Source organism: Seleniivibrio sp. (assembly GCF_021209385.1).
In the GTDB taxonomy this organism is placed as follows: Bacteria; Chrysiogenota; Deferribacteres; order Deferribacterales; family Geovibrionaceae; genus Seleniivibrio.
The window spans coordinates 1-18633 of sequence record NZ_JAJOIL010000009.1 but is presented as its reverse complement, the minus strand read 5'-3'; the positions used below and the strand labels follow the sequence as shown (position 1 = coordinate 18633).

The window sequence follows — 18633 nt, the reverse complement described above, 5'->3', positions numbered from 1 at the left end:
AGAGAGGTACGGCATTAAGCCGGATAATGGTGTTGCAAACGCTGGTTCCTCTTTAATAAGAGGATATTATTTATGCTTTTGTTTTCCTTTTTCGATGGCGTCAACAACTGCGATAGCGCCGAGGTTGACGATTTCGTTCACTCCGCTGCCCCTTTGCAGGACATGTACGGAACTTTGGAAACCTTGCAGTATCGGTCCGATGGCGATACCCCCGCCAAGTCTCCAGAGGAGTTTGTATGCGCTGTTGCCTGCCTCAAGGTTGGGGAAAACAAGCACTGATGCATCGCCTTTGATATCGGAGAAGGGGAACGCCTCTTCCGCGATAGGTCTGTAAAGTGCAGTGTCTGCCTGCATGTCGCCATCTATGATGAGTTTGGGGTATTTGTCTTTAACCTTTTTGATTGCTTCGACAATTTTTGTTGTTCTGGGCATCTTCACAGAACCGAAGTTTGTGAATGATATCATTGCAACTTTGGGTTCAATCTCAAATTTGGCACATGTGTCGGCAGACTGCATGGCTATCTGTGCAAGAACGTCTGCATCTGGGTCTATGTTCACTGTTGTGTCGGCACAAAGAACGACACGGTCTCTGAACACCATGAAATATGCACCTGACGGGCTTGTATAGCCTTCCTGCATGGGCATTATCTCAAGCAGAGGCTTGATGGCGTCGGGGTAGTTGCGTGAATATCCGTTCAGCAGACAGTCCGCATCGCCGCAATATACCATCATCGCAGCGTAGTAATCGCTTATACGCACCAGAAGTCTGTGTGCTTCGTCGAGAGTAAGTCCTTTTCTCTGGCGCATGTTATGCAGAAGCTTTGTATACTTGTCCAGATTGGGTGCAAGAGACGGATTTATGATCTCACAGTCTGTAAGGTCAATATTGTGTCTCTCTGCAAGTTCGAGTATGTGCGCCTCTTCGCCGAGAAGGATAGGTTTCGCGATGCCTTCCTCCACCATCTTCTGTGCGGCGCGGAGAACTTTTTCGTGTTCGCCTTCGGGCAGAACGAGTCTTTTTGGCTTCTGTCTGGCGACGCTTATAATCTGTCTGGTAAACTCTTTTGCGAATGAGAGTCTTGATTCCAGATAGTCTTTATATTTTTCAAAGTTCGGGATCTCTTTCTGTGCTACGCCGGAGTCGATTGCGGCTTTTGCAACGGCAGGGGCAACCCATGTCAGAACTCTGGGGTCAAATGGTTTCGGTATTATGTATTCGGGACCGAATTCAATTCTGTCCACACCGTAAGCCTTGCATACGGATTCAGGTACTTCCTGTCTTGCAAGCTGGGCGAGGGCATTTACGGCAGCCATTTTCATTTCTTCATTGATAGCTTTGGCTCTGACGTCGAGTGCGCCTCTGAATATGAAGGGGAATCCGAGAACGTTGTTAACCTGATTAGGGTAATCTGAACGCCCTGTCGCCATTATAGCGTCTCCGCGTATCTCTGCAACTTCCTCAGGGGTTATCTCGGGATCGGGGTTTGCCATAGCCATGATGATGGGGTTGCGAGCCATATTTTTCACCATGTTGGGTGAAACTGCGCCTTTCTGTGAAAGACCGAGGAAAACGTCAGCACCGTTCATGGCGTCTTCGAGGGTTCTTTTGTCAGTGTTGACAGCGAACTCCTCTTTATATTTGTTCATACCTTCGGTACGTCCATTATATATAATGCCTTTGGTGTCGCACATGGTTATGTTTTCGCGTGTTGCACCGACAAGTACCATCAGTTTGCCGATGGCTATGCCGGCAGCACCTGCGCCGTTGACGACTATTTTTACTGTTTCAATCTTTTTGCCGACGAGATCAAGTGCGTTTATGAGTGCGGCAACTGCGATGATCGCCGTTCCGTGCTGGTCGTCATGGAAAACAGGGATATTGAGGCGCTCTTTCAGCGTCTCCTCAATATAAAACAGTCGGGAGCCTTGATGTCCTCAAGGTTGATCCCGCCGAATGTCGGCTCCATCAGTTCACAAGCCTTGATAACGTCGTCGGGGTTTTTTGTATTAAGTTCTATGTCGAAAACGTCAACGTCTGCAAACCTTTTGAAGAGAACGCCTTTTCCCTCCATAACAGGTTTTCCGGCAGCCGCGCCTATGTCGCCGAGCCCCAGAACTGCAGTACCGTTTGAAACAACTGCCACAAGGTTACCTTTTGATGTGTAATCATAGACCAGTTCAGGATTTGCTTCTATTTCAAGACAGGGCTGAGCAACCCCGGGAGTATACGCCAGTGAAAGGTCTCTTTGAGTATAACAAGGCTTAGTGGGCACTACCTCAATTTTTCCGCATCTAGGAAACTTATGATAATCAAGGACTTCTTCTTTTGTAATAGCTTTTCTGTTCTTCATATACAGTCCTCCATACTATTATTCTTTTTGAGAATACGGCATGTTAAACTATAAGTCAACTCAAAATAGGGCGGTCAACTTTTTTCATGAAAAAGTTAAATGATATTTAACCAAAAATCAGTTATATTTAAATTGAAAAAATCAATTAATATTTCCTATATCAGCCCTCTGTTATTGAAATAGAAAATAGTATGAAAATAAAATATGTGTTTGTTATAGAATTTATTGATTACTTTAAAGCTTTAAACAAAGCCTTTATTGGCAGTTATCCTGATATTTGATTTAATTTATAGGATGAAAATTTAATATGTTTTCAATACTATAATCATAATGCAAATACATGCTATAAGTTTTTATGATGTCTGTATTGAAGTTTGTTTTGAAATGTAATCAAAATTTAACAAGCGTTTTTGAAAATTTATATGCGCGGTCTTAAAAAATTGAAATCCACACTACTAAGGTGTATATATATGTAAGCTTAATGTTAGCACAAAAAGGGATATTTTGGACAACGGAAAACTTATCTTTAATTTCAAAGCATGGATGAAGCACGAACAGGGACTTTCCGACAACACTGTTGCCGCATATGAATCAGACATCTCCATATATGCTTCGTCCGTTCAGAAAAATCTGGCTGAATGTTCCGCTCAGGAGATAGTCGCCTTTATGACAGGGATGCGTAAAGGCGGTTACAGCATTGAAACAGTTCTGCGCAGAATATCCGGCATTTCTGCGTTCTATGACTTTCTTATTCAGGAACGGATAATAAAAACAAACCCGTGCGGGTTTATCTCAAAACCATCCAAATGGGAAAAACTGCCTGTGTTCTTGAATTTTGACGAAGTTGAAAGTCTCATAGAAGCGCCTGACGTTTCTTCAAAATTCGGTTTCCGCGACAGAATGATCTTTGAAATGCTTTATTCTACAGGGATGCGTATAAGCGAGCTGACAGGACTCAAGGTTGCGGAACTCGACATGAACCGCGAGATAATGCGTGTAACAGGGAAGGGCGGTAAACAGCGTTTCGTTCCGATGTACAGCTCTCTTGCGGAGAAAATGCGGGCATATCTCGGTTTCCGTAAAGATTATTTTGTGAAAGACAGGGATGAGGGCTGGCTTTTTCTCAGCAAAAACGGTAAACAGCTTGATAGGGAGCTTGTATTTATGCTTGTTAAGAAATATGCCGGGAAAGCCGGAATAAATAAAAACATATCACCGCACACACTGCGCCATTCGTTCGCGACACATCTGCTGACGAACGGTGCGGATCTGCGCACGATACAGATTTTTCTTGGTCACTCAGACCTTTCCACCACGCAGCGTTACACCCATGTAACGGACGATGCGTCCAGAAACGTACTGCTCAACTGCCACCCGAGATTCAAAAAATGAAAAAAATAGCCATAACACATAAAAATCCGGATTTTGACGCCATCGCCAGCGCTTACGCTGCATACAGGCTTTACGGGCTTGATGCTGTGGTTACGGCAACTTCATACGAATCCGCCGTGAACGAATACGTTTCTACCCTTGAAACCCCGCTTCCCATATTTCATATGCGGGAGAAAGACATAGAAAACATCGAATCCATTGACCTGCTGGTCATAACCGACTGTAAGCTGGCGAACAGGCTTGAACCCCTGGACGGGCTGATCGCTAAAGCCAAAAAGGTTATCGTTTACGACCATCACCCCGCCCACGGGCAGGACATAGAGGGGGATGAGATGTATGTTGAGGAAACAGGTTCCTGCTCCGCCGTCATAGTTGAAAAGATGAGAGCGCAGGGAATAACTCTTACACCGGAAGAGGCGACGCTCATCATGACGGGTATCTATGAGGATACTGGGATGCTGACCTTCACAAGTACTACCGTGAAGGATATGGAAGCGGCGGCATGGCTCCTGTCATTCGGTGCGAACCTGCACGAGGTGGGGGAATATGTTAAGCGGGAACTCAGCCGCGACCATGTTTTTATACTGAACGAGCTTCTGACAAATATGCATATAAGAGCTATTGGCTCAGTGCGTGTTGGTATTTCAAATGCAAGTAATGACAAATATATAGAAGATGTTTCTCATTTGGCACATAAGATAATGGATATAGAGTCGCTGGATGCTCTTTTCATTCTTGTGCGCACTGGAGACAGGATAGTTCTTGTGGGCAGAAGCCGCACAGACGACGTTGATGCATCGGAGATAGCCGCTTCGTTCGGAGGCGGCGGGCATTACACTGCCGCCAGCGCTGTTATTAAAGATCAGATGCTCCACGAGTGTGTTGCAAAGCTGGATATGATGCTTGGAGAGGCTGTCAGGCCAGTCAAAAAAGCACGGGACATAATGACCTCACCCGTCAAGACCCTTGCCGCGAATGTGACTTTCGATGCGGCGATAGATATCTTTATGAAGCACAACCTGAACAATATGCCTGTTGTGCAGGGGAACGTGCCTGTGGGCATAGTTTCCAGACGGGATATTTTGCAGGGGCTTAAACACGGGCTTAACAAAGAGCCTGTCAGCTCCATCATGCAGGTGGAATTTACGAAAATCCCTCAGAATATGCCTTATTACACGGTTGAAGAGACCATGCTTGCCGGCAATAACAAGATGGTCATTGTCGAAGAAGAAGGAAAACTGCTCGGCGTTATCACCCGCACCGATCTTCTGCGCCTTATCCATGACGAGATAGCTAAAATGCCCAGATTCAGCGACGGAAGGCTGATGAAAGGGGAAAACGGCAGAAGCAAAAGCGTTGCGGGGCAGATGGAAAACGTTCTGCCGGAGAGAGTAATTGCAACCCTGAAAGACATAGGCGCTATGGCTGATGAGCTTGGATTCAAATGCTATCTGGTAGGCGGTGTCGTCCGCGATATACTGCTTAAAAAGACCAATGAAGACATAGATATAGTTGTGGAGGGGAGTGCGCCTGACTTCGCAAAAGAGTTTGCGAACAGAATGGGTGCAAGAGTTGCCGTACATGCGAAGTTCAAGACGGCTGTGGTTATCTTTCCCGACGGTTTTCGGGTGGATTTTGCCACCAGCCGCACGGAATTTTATACATTTCCCGCGTCGGCTCCCACTGTTGAGGATGCTTCCATCAAAAACGACCTTTTCCGCAGGGATTTTTCAATAAATGCCATGGCGGTTAAACTCAATAAAAAAGAATTCGGCGTTTTGCTGGACTTTTTCGGCGGTCAGAGGGATTTACAGGATAAAAAGATACGCGTTCTGCATTCGCTGAGCTTTGTTGACGACCCGTCGCGCGCTCTGCGTGCCGTGCGGTTTGCTGTACGATTCGATTTCATGATAGGTCCTCACACAGACAGGCTTTTCCGCCATGCAGTCAACCTTGATCTGTTCGAGCGTGTTCAGGGACAGCGCATGTTCCTTGAACTGAAATATATTTTAAGCGAAAAGAGCTACCGCAAGGCACTTCGGATGATGCGCAAATATGACCTGCTGAAGTTTTTCCACAGCACTCTGCGGCTGGATGAACGGAAAGAGGCGATGTTCGATGACCTTGATACTATCCTTGACTGGTACGGGTTTCAGTTCGACGAGGAGCCGGAAGCCTATATGTCCAGAATGGCTGTGCTTTTCAGCGATATGGAGAAACAGGCGGTTAAAGAGGTGTTGAAGCGTTTCAGTCTGGACGAGCATAAAACTCAGCAGCACGGAGAGTGTTTCAAACAGGTGAAAGACACGGTGGCGTGGCTCAAGCGCTCCAAAAAGATGCCCGATTCTGTGTTTGCTCGGTGTATGGATAAGCTGGAAACACCCTGCGCCATAGCGGTTGCTGCGCTTGCGGGCGAAGACTACGAACGGCAGGTTAAAGATTTTTTCACTGTTTTCAGGTATACGAAGCCGGACATAACAGGAAACGACCTGCTTGAGATGAAGATTGAACCGAAAACCGAATATTCGCACCTGCTTTCCGCTGTCAGAGATGCGAAAATTGATAAAAAATGCACCGACAGGGAAAGCCAGCTCAGATTTGTGCAGGAAATGGTGAAAAATGATAAAAAAGACCGTTGAAGTTGCAAAGATTCTCGTTCCTTCCATCCTCGGGCATAAGGATACGCACCTGAGGATGATAAATTCCGAATTTTCCGTTAATACAAGTGTTCTCGGCGGTCAGTTTACTGTCGAGGGCAAGGCGGAGGATGTCCGTATGGCTGTCAAGGTGCTGGAAGAGATGATAAAAATAGCCACAGAAGACGATCTGGACACATCCAAGGCAGCGGATATCATCCGTATGATAGCCGACAATACAGAGGATGCCTACGACATCATGAAGGACGGCATACCAGTTGCCGGACGTGTTAAGAAAGTTACGCTTAAGTCCGCAATACAAAGAGATTATGTCAATGCCATCCGCAACAACGATATGGTATTCGGCATAGGTCCCGCAGGAACCGGCAAGACATACCTTGCAATGGCAATGGGTGTTCATTATTTTCTGCGTAAAAAATGCGGTAAGATAATACTGACGCGTCCCGCAGTGGAGGCAGGCGAAAACCTCGGATTCCTTCCAGGCGACATAAACGACAAGATAAACCCTTATCTGCGCCCGCTTTATGACGCTATGTACAGCATGATGGACTACGGCAGAGTGAACGCGCTCATAGAGGACGGCATAATTGAGGTGGCTCCGCTGGCATTTATGCGCGGGCGGACGCTTAACGATGCTTTTATCATACTTGACGAGGCGCAGAACACTACGGAAGAGCAGATGAAGATGTTTCTGACGCGGATGGGCTTTCAGTCGAAAGTGGTTGTCACAGGGGACATCACCCAGATAGATCTGCCAACGTCCAGAAACAGCGGTCTGATACAGGCACGAAAGATATTGAAAGATATCAACGGAATAAAATTTATACAGTTCACAGAGAAGGACGTTGTGCGCAATACCCTTGTACAGAAGATAGTTCAGGCATACGATAAATTTCACGGAGACGTACATTGAAAGCTGAAATACTTATAACCGACGAAGTTGAGAGCGGGCTTGCGGAAGATCTTTTCAATCAGGCGGCAGAAGCCGTTTTTGGAGAACTTGACGTTGAGTTTGAAGAGTGCGAGATATCACTTCTGATATGCAGTGACGCCCAGATTCAGGAGCTTAACAAAGAATACCGCGAAAAAGACTATGCCACAGACGTTCTGTCGTTCCCCATGTCGGACGACCCCTACGGCGAAGGCGGTATGCTCGGCGACATAGTCATTTCGCTTGAAACGGCGAAGAAACAGGCGCAGGAGGCGGACATCGCACTTGAGCGCGAGATCAGCTTTCTTTTCATCCACGGGCTTCTGCATCTCATGGGTTTTGACCACGAACTCGGTCAGGATGAAGAGGAGGAGATGTTCACGCTTCAGGAGGAAATATTACTGAAACTTGTCAAATCAGGGAAAGTGGCTTGATAAAGTTTCGACGTTATGTTATTTAGAGCTAATCGGCATAGGATTTTTTCCGGTCGAAATTTTAATCAGTAATGAGGTAAAAGACCTTTCAATGGACTCGGACAGTTCGTGTTATAGCTTCAAAGGAGCCATAAGTGAGTGATTCGTTAATATTTGAGTTGCTTGCTATTGTGCTTTGTATCGTCCTTTCTTCATTCTTTTCAGGAAGCGAAACTACCCTGACGTCTCTCAGCGAGATGAGGGTGCGCCGAATGATGGACGAAAACCCCAAAAATAAGCCGCTTACACTGTGGCTTGACCACCCGAACAAGGTTCTTAACACCATCCTTATCGGAAACAACATTGTCAACATTCTGGCATCGGTTCTGGCGACTGATTTCACCGCCAAAGTTGCGGGTAATTCAAACATCGCCCTCGTAACCGGCATAATGACCCTTCTGGTTCTCATTTTCGGTGAGATAACACCCAAAACCTACGCCAAACATAATGCTGAAAAACATGCCGTTTTCATTATCAAAACGCTGAAAGTGCCGTTTGTTGTGTTCTATCCTCTTTCTTATGCGCTTAACAAGCTGGTGAGATGGATAATCATACTCTCCGGCGGAAATGTTGAGAAATCCAGGCACAAGATAACCGAGGATGAGCTTGAATTTTATATTACCGAAAGCGGGAAAGAGGGGATGCTTGAAGACAACAAAACAAAAATGCTTCAAAACATCTTCGATATCAGCGAAATATATGTAAAAGAAGTCATGGTGCCCAGAACGGATATGGTCGCTGTTGACGTAAACGCTCCGGCGGAAGAGTATCTGGACAGGATACTTGCATCCGAATTTTCGAGGATTCCGGTATATGAAGACAGCATTGACAGGATTGTCGGTATCCTTTATGTCAAAGACCTTCTGAAATTCGTTAAGGAAGATGGGGTTAACTTTGACCTGAAAAAGGTAATCAGAAAACCTTTCTTTGTGCCGGAGACCAAAAAGATAGATTCCATGATGGGCGAATTCCAGAAAAGCCGCAATCATATGGCGGTGGTCATTGACGAATACGGCGGTGTCGCGGGAATTGTCACACTTGAAGACATTCTGGAAGAGATTGTCGGCGAGATATGGGACGAATATGACACGGAAGAGCACGAGGTTGTGCAAACATCTGATGACACCTATATCGTTGATGTGCGTATGGATATCGACGACTTCTGTGAAAAATTCGAGCTTGAGAAAACCCACGATATGGAAGAATACGAGACACTGGGCGGACTTGTTTTCGACATTGCCGGAAAAATTCCGGAGGTCGGCGAAGTATACGAATTCGACGGTTATTCGTTTAAAATATTAAACAAAAACGAAAGAAGACTTGACAAGGTGGAGTTAACAAGGCTACACAGAGAGCCTGAAGATAACGAGGAGAACTCCGCCGAATATGAACAAACAGCATAAAACAGGTTTCGTAGCAATAGTAGGACGCCCCAACGTGGGCAAATCAACACTGCTTAACGCCATCCTTGGCGAAAAGATAGCCATTACGTCGGCGAAACCGCAGACGACAAGAACAAACATACAGGGAATCCTCACAAAAGAGGATTCCCAAATCATCTACATAGACACACCGGGATACCACAACGCGAAAGATTCCATAAACAAGATGATGGTTCAGCAGGCAAAGGACAGCCTTGATAACGCACAGGTTATCTATATGCTTATTCAGCCTGACGAATTTATGGGGCCGGAGCTTGAGAGTCTTATCAAAGTTCTGGAAAAGACGGATGCGGTCAAGTTTCTGGTGGTCAACAAGGTTGACAATTTTAAACGCGAACAGGTCTATGACATCGCTAATAAATTTTTTCCGAAGCTCGAGTTTAAACATGTACTTCCCGTTTCAGCGCTGAAAGGCACAAACGTGGACAAGCTCATAGAGCTTACTATTGAGGAACTTCCCGAAGGCGACCCGCTCTTCATCGACGACGAAATCACCACACAGCCGGAAAAGCTTCTTGTTTCTGAATTTATCAGAGAACAGGTTTTCCGCAGACTGAAAGATGAGATCCCATATCAAATAATTGTTGAGACAGAAAAAATTGAAGACAGAAACGATGATTTGATGTACATTGCAGCTTCAATAATCGTTAACCGTGAATCCCAGAAGGGGATAGTTATAGGCAAAGGCGGTCGTGAACTTAAAGAGATAAGCACAGCGGCACGAATTTCTTTGTCAAATTTCTTCGGTGTAAAGATTTATCTGGAATTATATGTTAAAGTTATTGAAGGATGGCAGACTAAAGACGAGTATCTGAGACTACAGGGGCTTTATTGATATGACAGGAATCTCTGCGAAAACCAAGAACAGACATATTGGGATAAGCGCTGTGAAGCATCCGCAGATGCGCGTGCAGAGACAGTATTTCACAGAGATGGATCAACCCTCCGACTCCCGATCGCGCTGAACGGATTGAACCGTTTCAGAAAAACTTTGTTTATCAGCGCTATGAAAGGAGAAATGCCATGGTTAAGATTTATACTAACATCAACTCCCGTCTGAAAATTTTTGAACTTTCCGAATATCTTGAGAATATGGAAGAGCTTGAAAGCGATGTCGATGTCCTCTGGATTGATATGATAAGCCCTTCCATCGACGACATAAACACTATAGCGAAGTCATTTGAGATAGAATTTCCCTCTAAGCAGGAAACTGAAGAGATTGAGATAAGCTCCCGTTTCTGGGAATCCGATAAGGATATCACCATCAACAGTTATTTCCTGATAGTTGACGGCGAAGCGGTCTATAACGAGACTGTAACATTTATCTTGCAGAATAATCTTCTTGTAACAATGAGATACAGAGAGCTAAAAGTCTTTAACGAGTGCGTTAAAAAACTTGTTTCAAGCCCCAGCATTTTCCGCGACGGCTCATACATCTTAAGCTATATCTTTGAAACCAGAATTGACCTTGATGCGGATATCATCGAAGGTCTTTCCCGCAACATATCCGGTCTGCGTAAGAAACTGTCGGCAAATGATATCGACAACGAAGACATACTGGACTATATCTACCACTACGAAAACCTTAATACCAACATCAGAGACAGCCTCATTGATAAACAGCGCATAATTTCTGCACTTCTGAAATCACATAAACTGGCGGAAATAATAAAGAACAATTTCCGCATCATGATCAAAGACGTTAACTCCCTTATAGATTACGCTAAGTACAATTTCGACCGTATGGATTACATCCAGAACATAGTTCTCGGTTTCGTAAACATTGAGCAGAACAAGGTTATTAAGATATTTACAGTGGTGAACGTTATCTTCCTGCCGCCCACGCTGGTCGCGAGCATTTACGGCATGAACTTCAAGCATTTTCCCGAACTCGGACTGAGATACGGTTACGGGCTTTCCTGGGTATTCATGATAGTTTCAGCTATTCTGCCTGTGCTTATTTTTCGTAAGAAAAGATGGCTGTAACCGTAAATTAGCTCTTTGCTTTCTGTCGTTTTGGAGTAATGTATCTGCATGAGCAGAGAGAAAACCGGCGCCATCATATACCGTCTTGTAAAATATTCCGACAGTTCCGCCATAGCCATGGCGTTCTCAAGGGATTTCGGCAAAGTGAAGCTTTTTGTACCGAAAGCCTATACGAAAAAGGGCGGGGTAATGACATTTATCCCCGGACTGCTCGACATCGGCAGAAAAGACAGTGACCTCAGCAGATTCTATTCGTTCGAGCCGGATACGGAATTCTATAAGTATCTGAATAATCACGAAATAATCCTTAGACTGCATCTAGTTTTCGAGATACTGGACGGGCTTTATCAGGTGGATATGCCTGACGACCTTTTGTTTGATCTGATGCTTAAAATTGACGACGTAAACTACAGAAAGATAACGCCTTATATAATATATTTTATGTTCCGGCGCGCAGGGCTTATGTATGATACAGAAAACTGTGCAAACTGCTCTTCGGAAGAGGATATTTTTACTGTTGCATCAAACGGAATGTACTGCCCGACATGTGCCAAAGAGCTCGATCTTGACAGTTTCTGCGACAGGGAATCGGCATACATAATCCGATGTTTCGGCAACGCTCCTCTATATAAAGCATTAACAATCAACAGGAAACAGGAGATACAGGTGCTTGCGGCTCTTGGTGCTTATGCCGGACATGTGTTTGAAAGACCTCTGAAAAGCCTTAAAACCATTATGGATATTATATAAATAGGCATGTTTTGCCTATAGAAAAAATTAATACTTGTTATTTTCTTTACATTTTCAGAACGAATGGTTACACTTAATAAGTGCTTCACATATAACACAAATAACAGGTATGCAAATATAAGAGGGTATTATGGAAAAGGGTGTTACGAATCTTAACAGATTCCTTATCGAGGAGCAGAGGGCGTTTCCCGAAGCTACCGGCGACTTTACCATGCTTATTGAATCAATCGCTTTTGCCTCTAAGATAATTGGTCGCGAGGTGAACAAGGCGGGTATAGTAAATATCATCGGGAAAGCACAGTCTATCAACGTTCACGGTGAAGAACAGCAGAAACTTGATGTTTATGCTGACAGAAAGATGATAGAGGCGATGGATCACCTCGGGAAACTTTGTGCTATGGCTTCCGAAGAGAACGATGAGGTCATTCAGGTTCCGAAAGAATATCCTAAAGGTAAATATCTCGCGGTATTCGACCCGCTGGACGGCTCCAGCAACATCGACGTCAACATCAGCATCGGAACAATATTCGGCATCTATAAAAGACAGGACGGCGAAACAGATACTCCATGCTGTAAAAGCTTTATGCAGCCGGGACGCAAGATGGTCGCCGCAGGATATGTGATATACGGCTCTTCCACGATGATGGTGTATTCCGCAGGGAACGGAGTACACGGCTTTACACTTGATCCCAGCATAGGCGAATATATACTCAGCCACCCCAATATGAAAATCCCTGAATGTGGAAAGATATACAGCATTAACGAAGCTAATTATCACCAATGGGATGAACCCACCAGAAACTATATCGAACATATCAAAAATCACCACGAAAGAACATATACGGCAAGATACATAGGCTCTCTTGTTGCGGATTTCCACAGAAACCTGCTTAAAGGCGGAGTTTTCCTTTATCCTGCTGACGAGAAGAATAAACGCGGTAAACTGCGTTTGCTATACGAGTGCGCTCCGCTGGCGTATATCATTGAAAATGCTGGAGGAAGAGCAACAAACGGTGTTCAGGATATTCTGGATATTGTTCCTGACGCCCTTCACCAGAAAGAGCCGCTTGTTATCGGTTCCAAGTATGAAGTTGAGACCTATCTGAAATATCAGAGGGGCGAACTCAAATAGAACATGCTTATTGGCGCACATAAATCAATAACAGGTTCAATAGATAAAAGTATTGAAAGGGCACTTGCAGACGGCTGTGAGTGCCTTCAGATTTTTGTAAAGAACAAGAACAGGTGGGAGGGCAAACCGCTTGCGGATGACGATGCTCTTGCTTTTTCTGCTGCGCTTGCTGAAAGCGGACTGAAGGTCTGCTCACATGCCTCATATCTTATAAACCCTGCCGCCATTAATCCGGAAACCGCATCCAAATCTCTGATATCTTTTAAAGATGAGCTTTCAAGATGCGACAGACTCACCGTGCCTTTTCATGTTATACACCCGGGGGCACATATGAATGCAGGCGTGGACGCAGGTATCGAAAGCGTGGCAGAGTTTCTGGACAGAGCCTACGATGAGGGCGGATTTTCCGTTATGACACTGCTTGAGACCACTTCCGGAATGGGTACCTGCCTCGGTCACAGAATTGATGAAATCGCGCGTATAATAGAAAAATGCAGACACGGCGATAAAATAGGCGTTTGTCTCGATTCTTGCCACATTTTTGCCGCCGGTTATGATATAGTCGGTGCATACGACGAAGTTTTTGATGAATTTTTCCGTGTTTTCGGGGATAAGATAAAGGTGTTTCACCTTAACGACAGCAAAAAACCGCTCGGTTCCAGACTGGATAGACACGAGCTTATCGCCGACGGCGAAATCGGTGAAGAATTTTTCAAAAAAGTTGTTAATGACAATAGATTTAACGATGTTCTGGGCATACTGGAAACACCAGTTGAAGAAGATTATAAAGATGAAATAAAAAAACTGAAATCATACAGGGGGAAATAGATGGAAATCACCGAAACTCCGGTAGTAACTGTTATGAAAGAGCTTATCAAACCGGACAGGATTGTGGAAACTCACATTTCCTATGTGTTTCTGAAAGACGATTACGTTTATAAAGTTAAAAAGTCGGTGGATTTCGGCTTCCTTGATTTCAGCTCTAAAAAGAAGCGCAAAGCCATGTGTATATTGGAAAAAGAGCTGAACGAACGCTTTTGTAAAGATATCTATCTGGATGTTCTGAAAATAGTCCGCAAAGAGAAATCATTCGACCTTGTTAAATATGATAGCTCGCTTCTCACCATAGACTACTGTGTTAAGATGAAACGTATCAATGACAACGCGTTTCTTTCCGCAAAAGTCGCAAACGGCGAGGTTGGTACCGAAGATGCGGTTAAAATAGGCGAGAATATCGCAAAACTTTTTAAAAATATAAAAACAGACCCGTATGCGGCGGAAGCTAACGGCAGTTATGACATTGTTCGCTTCAACTGTGAAGAAAACTTTGCACAGACAGAAGGTTACAAAGGTAATCTTATAAACGGCTCCCAGTTTGATTTCATAAAAAAGCAGACCATGAAATTTCTGGACGAGAACAAGGAACTTTTCGACCGCAGACTCAAAGACGGTTATGTTGTTGACGGACATGGTGATTTGCGCCTTGAGCATATCTATATGGACGGAGATGACTTTGGTCTTATCGACTGCATCGAATTCAACCAGCGATTCAGATTCAATGACGTTATGTCGGAAATAGGGTTCCTCAGCATGGAAGTTGACCAAATGGGAAAAACTGAATTTTCAGACGGACTTCTTGAAGGTTTTTTCAAAGTTTACAATGATGAAGACTCAAGAAAACTGCTGAATTTTTATCGCTGCTACAGAGCATATGTCCGCGCAAAAGTGACATGTTTCCTGCTCAGTTCAAAGGACGAAAACTGGGAACATTATAAAAAGAGTAAAGACGACGTTACCAAGCTTATGAACATGGCGGCTCTTTACGCGGCAAATATGTTCGAGACAAAAAGCTTTATATTTTATGGGCTTATGGCGTCCGGTAAAACGAGGAATGCAAAAGTTTTCAGTGAGATTTTCCCTGTCAGGCATATAAACACAGACGTAGTGCGCAAAGTTATGCACGGTATTGACCCGGAAAGCAAGGTTCACGTTGATTTCGGTGTTGATATCTATTCCAAAGAGAACTCCCTGAAACTCTATGAAGAACTTGGCATGATGGCTGAATCCAGCAGAAAACTCGGACGCATGAGTGTTATCGACGGCAGTTTCAGCAAAACGGAATATCTGGACAGAATAAAACTCTCATATAATGGAGATTTTCTGAAAATACGGTTTTTCGCATCGGAAGATGAGATAATGTCCCGACTGGAAAAACGCAAGAACAGAATATGCGTCACCGACGGGCGTATTGAGATATATGAGAGCCAGAAAAAGACTGCGCAGGACATTGGCGCAGATTTTGAGATAGAGACCACTGGCAGAGCTGAAGATAATGCTGTAAAAATACTTGGATTCATCATTAATGAAGCATAATTTTGATATAAAACAGGTTAATTCGCCTTTCGAGGATACGTCATTTTTTGTTCGCAACGTATACAAGACGGAAGGTTTTCTTTTTGATTGCGGTAAGCTCGGCGGACTGACAAATTCCGAAGTTCTTGCAATATCTGAAATATTCATAAGCCACACACATATAGACCATTTCTACGGGTTCGACAGAATCCTCCGCGGAACACTTCTTTCCGGCAAACGTTTTCGCGTTTTCGGTCCGCAGGGCATAATAAAGAACGTTCGCGGAAAGATAGACGCATACACATGGAACCTGATAAAGAGCTATCCGGTCAGCTATGAGGTCGTAGAGCTTAATTCTGAGAAGAAAGAGTACGAAACCGCTGTTTTCTCTGCCGCTGACGGCTTTGAAATGGTCAAAGGCTCAGTTAAGCATGATGATATTATTCTTGGTGACGGTTTCCGGCTGGATTTTGATATTTTCGACCATCGGGTGCCGTCCGTCGGCTACAGGGTTACGGAAAGGGAGATGGTCGCAGTCAAAAAAGATGCTCTGGATGACGGTTTTTTATCCGGCAGATGGATAGGAGAACTGAAAAGAAGGGTGCTTGCCGATCAGCTGGAAGGTGAAATTGAGGCGGAAAGCAAGGATGGTACGGTCAGAATGACCATAAGAGAGGCTAAAGACAGGTTCATTGAACATGTTAAGCCGAAATCCGTCACTTTTATAACTGATATTGCACCCAGCGAAGAGAATTACGAAAAAGCTGTCGCTCTTGCGAAAGACACATCCGTTCTGCTTATAGAGTGTGTTTTTCTGGAAGAGGATGCCGAACACGCAGATATTAAAAAACACCTCACCATGACCCTTTCAAAGAAGATTTTCAGAGAGAGCGGCGCGGAAAAAGTACGGTTTTTCCATTTTGCGCCCAGATATGATCAGAACAGAAAAGAATTCTTTGACAGACTCTACAGCGATATGGATGGCAGTATATACTGATGATTGAACTGAAACCTTTTAAAGACCTTTCGGAGGTCGAAGATATTGAACTGCACGATCTGGATTTTAAACGCGCAGAATCAGAAAACGTTGCCCTGAAAGCCAATTATCCCAGTTTTGAGAAGAGAGGGGATATCGGAGTTCTTCTTGTTCACGGGTTTACTTCAAGCCCGCTGGAGATGCAGCCGCTGGAAGAATATCTGACCGGTCAGGGATTCAGCACATATAACGTGCGTCTCGCCGGACACGCATCGGATTATCACTACCTCAATATGACCACATACGAAGACTGGTACGATTCGGTTAAATACGGATTGTTCATACTCAGGAAAAACTGCAGAAAGGTATTTATCGCCGGCTCATCCATGGGCGGGCTTGTATCCCTTATGACGGCACATCTGAACAGGCTTGACGGAGCCATACTGCTTGCTCCGTGCATAAAAATAAAGTCTCCGATGACTTTTCTGACGCCAGTAATCAGTAAATTTATACCTGTTATGCCGAAGATAGGTTTTGACATGCAGTATTCGGATATATTTTACCACAACTGGCCGATGAAAGGCGTTGCAGAACTTTACCGTTTCACAGGATATGTTGCCGAGTTAACAGCTGATTTCAGAATACCTCTTCTTGGTTTTCAGTTTCCAGGAGACATGATAGTCAGTGCAAGAGCGACGAAGAACTTTTTCTTGCGTGCCGGATCAAAAGATAAATTGTATGTTGAATTTCCAAATAAAGACGGGCAAACTCATATATTGACATCCCACCTGAATCAGCATAGAGATGAGATGTTTGCAAATATTGCCGTTTGGCTGAAAGACAGGAGCGAAAAATGACTGAAACTCTGAAAATAGGTTTTATCGGAGCCGGAAACATGGCGGAGGCTATGATAAAAGGGCTTCTTGCATCAGATCTTAAAACGGAATTTGCAGTCAGTGATTCCAGCGTTGACAGACTGGAGGTCATCCGCACTGTATACGGAATTGACGGCGTAGCCAAAGACAACAAAAAAGTTGCCGATTTTGCAGATATAATAGTTCTCGCTGTTAAACCGCAGATAATATCCGTTGTCCTTCGTCAGCTTAAGGGCAGGGTGCGCGATAAGCTCATCGTTTCCATCGCAGCGGGGATAACCACCGAGTATATAGAAAGTTTTCTTGGCGAGGATACCCGTATCGTGCGCGTTATGCCTAACACTCCGGCTCTGGTTCTCAGCGGTGCGGCGGCTATATGCGGCGGTAAAGCGGCAACCGATAACGATCTTGCCACTGTTAAGTCCATGCTGGATGCGGTAGGAAGCTGCATAATAGTTGAAGAATCAAAAATAGATGCCGTTACAGGACTTTCAGGCAGCGGCCCCGCATATGTTTATCAGTTCATTGAGGCACTCAGCGATGCCGGTGTAAAAATGGGACTTATGCGTGCCGATGCAACTCTTCTTGCCGCACAGACCGTAATGGGTGCAGCTAAGATGGTCATTGAAACCAAAAAGCACCCCGGAGAGCTTAAAGACGGTGTTACTTCACCCGGCGGAACAACTATCTGCGGTCTGCACGAACTTGAAAAAGGCGCTATGAGGGCAACAGTTATGAACGCTGTGGAAGCCGCCGCTGAAAAATCCAGAGAGCTTGGCAAACGTAAATAAAAAGTGTGCAAAAATTTCACTCATGTGTGAAATATAAGCATATATACCATAATTTAAATAGCTGTTAAATAAGCATAAATAAGATGGCACCCTGTTTGCATATTATCCCGTGGAGGGGAAATATGCGAAAATACAGAAACACTATTTCCATTATTACTTTTGCCCTGTTCGCCTTATCTGCCGTGACAGGGTTGGTTATCTTTTTAATGCCCCACGGCGGTCCAAAACCCCGCGAAGTGGAAGCGGCAGTCAGAACCATCAGTTTCGGACTTGTTCTGAAAAGAACGCATGAATACGGCTCAATACTGATGGCATTGATCACACTGTTTCATATTTATCTGAACTGGGGGGCGCTTAAAAGCTATATGTTTTCAAAGAAATAAAAAAGGCGACCGTAAGGTCGCCTCAGACTGATGACAAACGCCGTATTTCGTGAGAAGTGCGGCGTTTTTTGTTTTTGTATCTTGTTATTTCTTTTTCCGGTTTATATCGCAGCCGAAAGCTGATTTTCATCATTTATCACGG

Annotated in this window: 15 protein-coding genes and 1 pseudogene; 15 read left to right on the top strand and 1 reads right to left on the bottom strand. The window is 44.5% G+C overall.

What is annotated here, in order from left to right; all coding sequences use genetic code 11:
- Positions 1-66: 66 nt before the first annotated feature.
- A pseudogene (locus LRY47_RS02630) lies at positions 67-2351 on the bottom strand (NADP-dependent malic enzyme).
- Positions 2352-2855: 504 nt separating this feature from the next.
- Here LRY47_RS02630 and xerA point away from each other — a divergent pair.
- The 15 genes from xerA to LRY47_RS02550 all read left to right on the top strand — a co-directional run bounded on the left by xerA (position 2856) and on the right by LRY47_RS02550 (position 18491).
- A complete protein-coding gene (xerA, locus tag LRY47_RS02620; protein ID WP_295222330.1) occupies positions 2856-3743 on the top strand; it encodes a site-specific tyrosine recombinase/integron integrase in 888 nt (295 codons plus the stop codon).
- Positions 3740-6382 carry a CBS domain-containing protein gene (locus LRY47_RS02615; RefSeq protein ID WP_295222329.1) on the top strand — a complete coding sequence of 881 codons (2643 nt, stop codon included), beginning with the start codon at positions 3740-3742 and terminating at the stop codon, positions 6380-6382. Before xerA ends, LRY47_RS02615 begins: the two co-directional genes overlap by 4 nt.
- Entirely contained in the window at positions 6363-7313 is a 951-nt protein-coding gene (locus LRY47_RS02610; protein WP_295222328.1) for a PhoH family protein, read from the top strand. The genes LRY47_RS02615 and LRY47_RS02610 overlap by 20 nt, the downstream gene beginning before the upstream one ends.
- Positions 7310-7765 carry an rRNA maturation RNase YbeY gene (gene ybeY / locus LRY47_RS02605; protein WP_295222326.1) on the top strand — a complete coding sequence of 152 codons (456 nt, stop codon included), beginning with the start codon at positions 7310-7312 and terminating at the stop codon, positions 7763-7765. Before LRY47_RS02610 ends, ybeY begins: the two co-directional genes overlap by 4 nt.
- A gap of 134 nt (positions 7766-7899) precedes the next feature.
- Positions 7900-9207 carry a hemolysin family protein gene (locus LRY47_RS02600; RefSeq protein ID WP_295222324.1) on the top strand — a complete coding sequence of 436 codons (1308 nt, stop codon included), beginning with the start codon at positions 7900-7902 and terminating at the stop codon, positions 9205-9207.
- Entirely contained in the window at positions 9191-10081 is an 891-nt protein-coding gene (gene era / locus LRY47_RS02595; protein ID WP_295222322.1) for a GTPase Era, read from the top strand. The genes LRY47_RS02600 and era overlap by 17 nt, the downstream gene beginning before the upstream one ends.
- 188 nt (positions 10082-10269) lie before the next feature.
- Positions 10270-11232 carry a magnesium/cobalt transporter CorA gene (gene corA, locus LRY47_RS02590; RefSeq protein WP_295222319.1) on the top strand — a complete coding sequence of 321 codons (963 nt, stop codon included), beginning with the start codon at positions 10270-10272 and terminating at the stop codon, positions 11230-11232.
- Between the two features lie 48 nt (positions 11233-11280).
- On the top strand, positions 11281-11982 hold the full coding sequence (locus tag LRY47_RS02585) for a recombination protein O N-terminal domain-containing protein (RefSeq protein ID WP_295222317.1): 702 nt from the start codon (positions 11281-11283) through the stop codon (positions 11980-11982).
- A gap of 130 nt (positions 11983-12112) precedes the next feature.
- On the top strand, positions 12113-13114 hold the full coding sequence (gene fbp / locus LRY47_RS02580) for a class 1 fructose-bisphosphatase (protein WP_295222316.1): 1002 nt from the start codon (positions 12113-12115) through the stop codon (positions 13112-13114).
- 3 nt (positions 13115-13117) lie between these two features.
- A complete protein-coding gene (locus LRY47_RS02575; RefSeq protein WP_295222314.1) occupies positions 13118-13942 on the top strand; it encodes a deoxyribonuclease IV in 825 nt (274 codons plus the stop codon).
- Positions 13943-15487: a gluconate kinase gene (locus tag LRY47_RS02570; protein ID WP_295222313.1), complete on the top strand. Its 1545-nt coding sequence runs from the start codon at positions 13943-13945 to the stop codon at positions 15485-15487.
- Entirely contained in the window at positions 15477-16463 is a 987-nt protein-coding gene (locus tag LRY47_RS02565; RefSeq protein ID WP_295222311.1) for a ribonuclease Z, read from the top strand. Before LRY47_RS02570 ends, LRY47_RS02565 begins: the two co-directional genes overlap by 11 nt.
- Positions 16463-17299, top strand: a complete 837-nt coding sequence (locus LRY47_RS02560) for an alpha/beta fold hydrolase (protein WP_295222309.1) — start codon at positions 16463-16465, stop codon at positions 17297-17299. The genes LRY47_RS02565 and LRY47_RS02560 overlap by 1 nt, the downstream gene beginning before the upstream one ends.
- Entirely contained in the window at positions 17296-18108 is an 813-nt protein-coding gene (gene proC, locus LRY47_RS02555) for a pyrroline-5-carboxylate reductase (RefSeq protein ID WP_295222308.1), read from the top strand. Before LRY47_RS02560 ends, proC begins: the two co-directional genes overlap by 4 nt.
- Positions 18109-18230: 122 nt before the next feature.
- The gene (locus LRY47_RS02550; protein ID WP_295222306.1) at positions 18231-18491 is read left to right on the top strand and encodes a DUF4405 domain-containing protein; all 261 of its coding nucleotides are present in this window, start codon (positions 18231-18233) and stop codon (positions 18489-18491) included.
- The last annotated feature ends 142 nt before the right edge of the window (positions 18492-18633 follow it).

Coding starts and splice junctions, on each gene's coding strand:
- LRY47_RS02575 (WP_295222314.1), top strand. CDS start 13,118: ATGCTTATTGGCGCACATAAATCAATAACAGGTTCAATAGATAAAAGT.
- LRY47_RS02610 (WP_295222328.1), top strand. CDS start 6,363: ATGATAAAAAAGACCGTTGAAGTTGCAAAGATTCTCGTTCCTTCCATC.
- LRY47_RS02565 (WP_295222311.1), top strand. CDS start 15,477: ATGAAGCATAATTTTGATATAAAACAGGTTAATTCGCCTTTCGAGGAT.
- LRY47_RS02550 (WP_295222306.1), top strand. CDS start 18,231: ATGCGAAAATACAGAAACACTATTTCCATTATTACTTTTGCCCTGTTC.
- LRY47_RS02570 (WP_295222313.1), top strand. CDS start 13,943: ATGGAAATCACCGAAACTCCGGTAGTAACTGTTATGAAAGAGCTTATC.
- corA (WP_295222319.1), top strand. CDS start 10,270: ATGGTTAAGATTTATACTAACATCAACTCCCGTCTGAAAATTTTTGAA.
- LRY47_RS02615 (WP_295222329.1), top strand. CDS start 3,740: ATGAAAAAAATAGCCATAACACATAAAAATCCGGATTTTGACGCCATC.
- proC (WP_295222308.1), top strand. CDS start 17,296: ATGACTGAAACTCTGAAAATAGGTTTTATCGGAGCCGGAAACATGGCG.
- LRY47_RS02560 (WP_295222309.1), top strand. CDS start 16,463: ATGATTGAACTGAAACCTTTTAAAGACCTTTCGGAGGTCGAAGATATT.
- fbp (WP_295222316.1), top strand. CDS start 12,113: ATGGAAAAGGGTGTTACGAATCTTAACAGATTCCTTATCGAGGAGCAG.
- era (WP_295222322.1), top strand. CDS start 9,191: ATGAACAAACAGCATAAAACAGGTTTCGTAGCAATAGTAGGACGCCCC.
- LRY47_RS02585 (WP_295222317.1), top strand. CDS start 11,281: ATGAGCAGAGAGAAAACCGGCGCCATCATATACCGTCTTGTAAAATAT.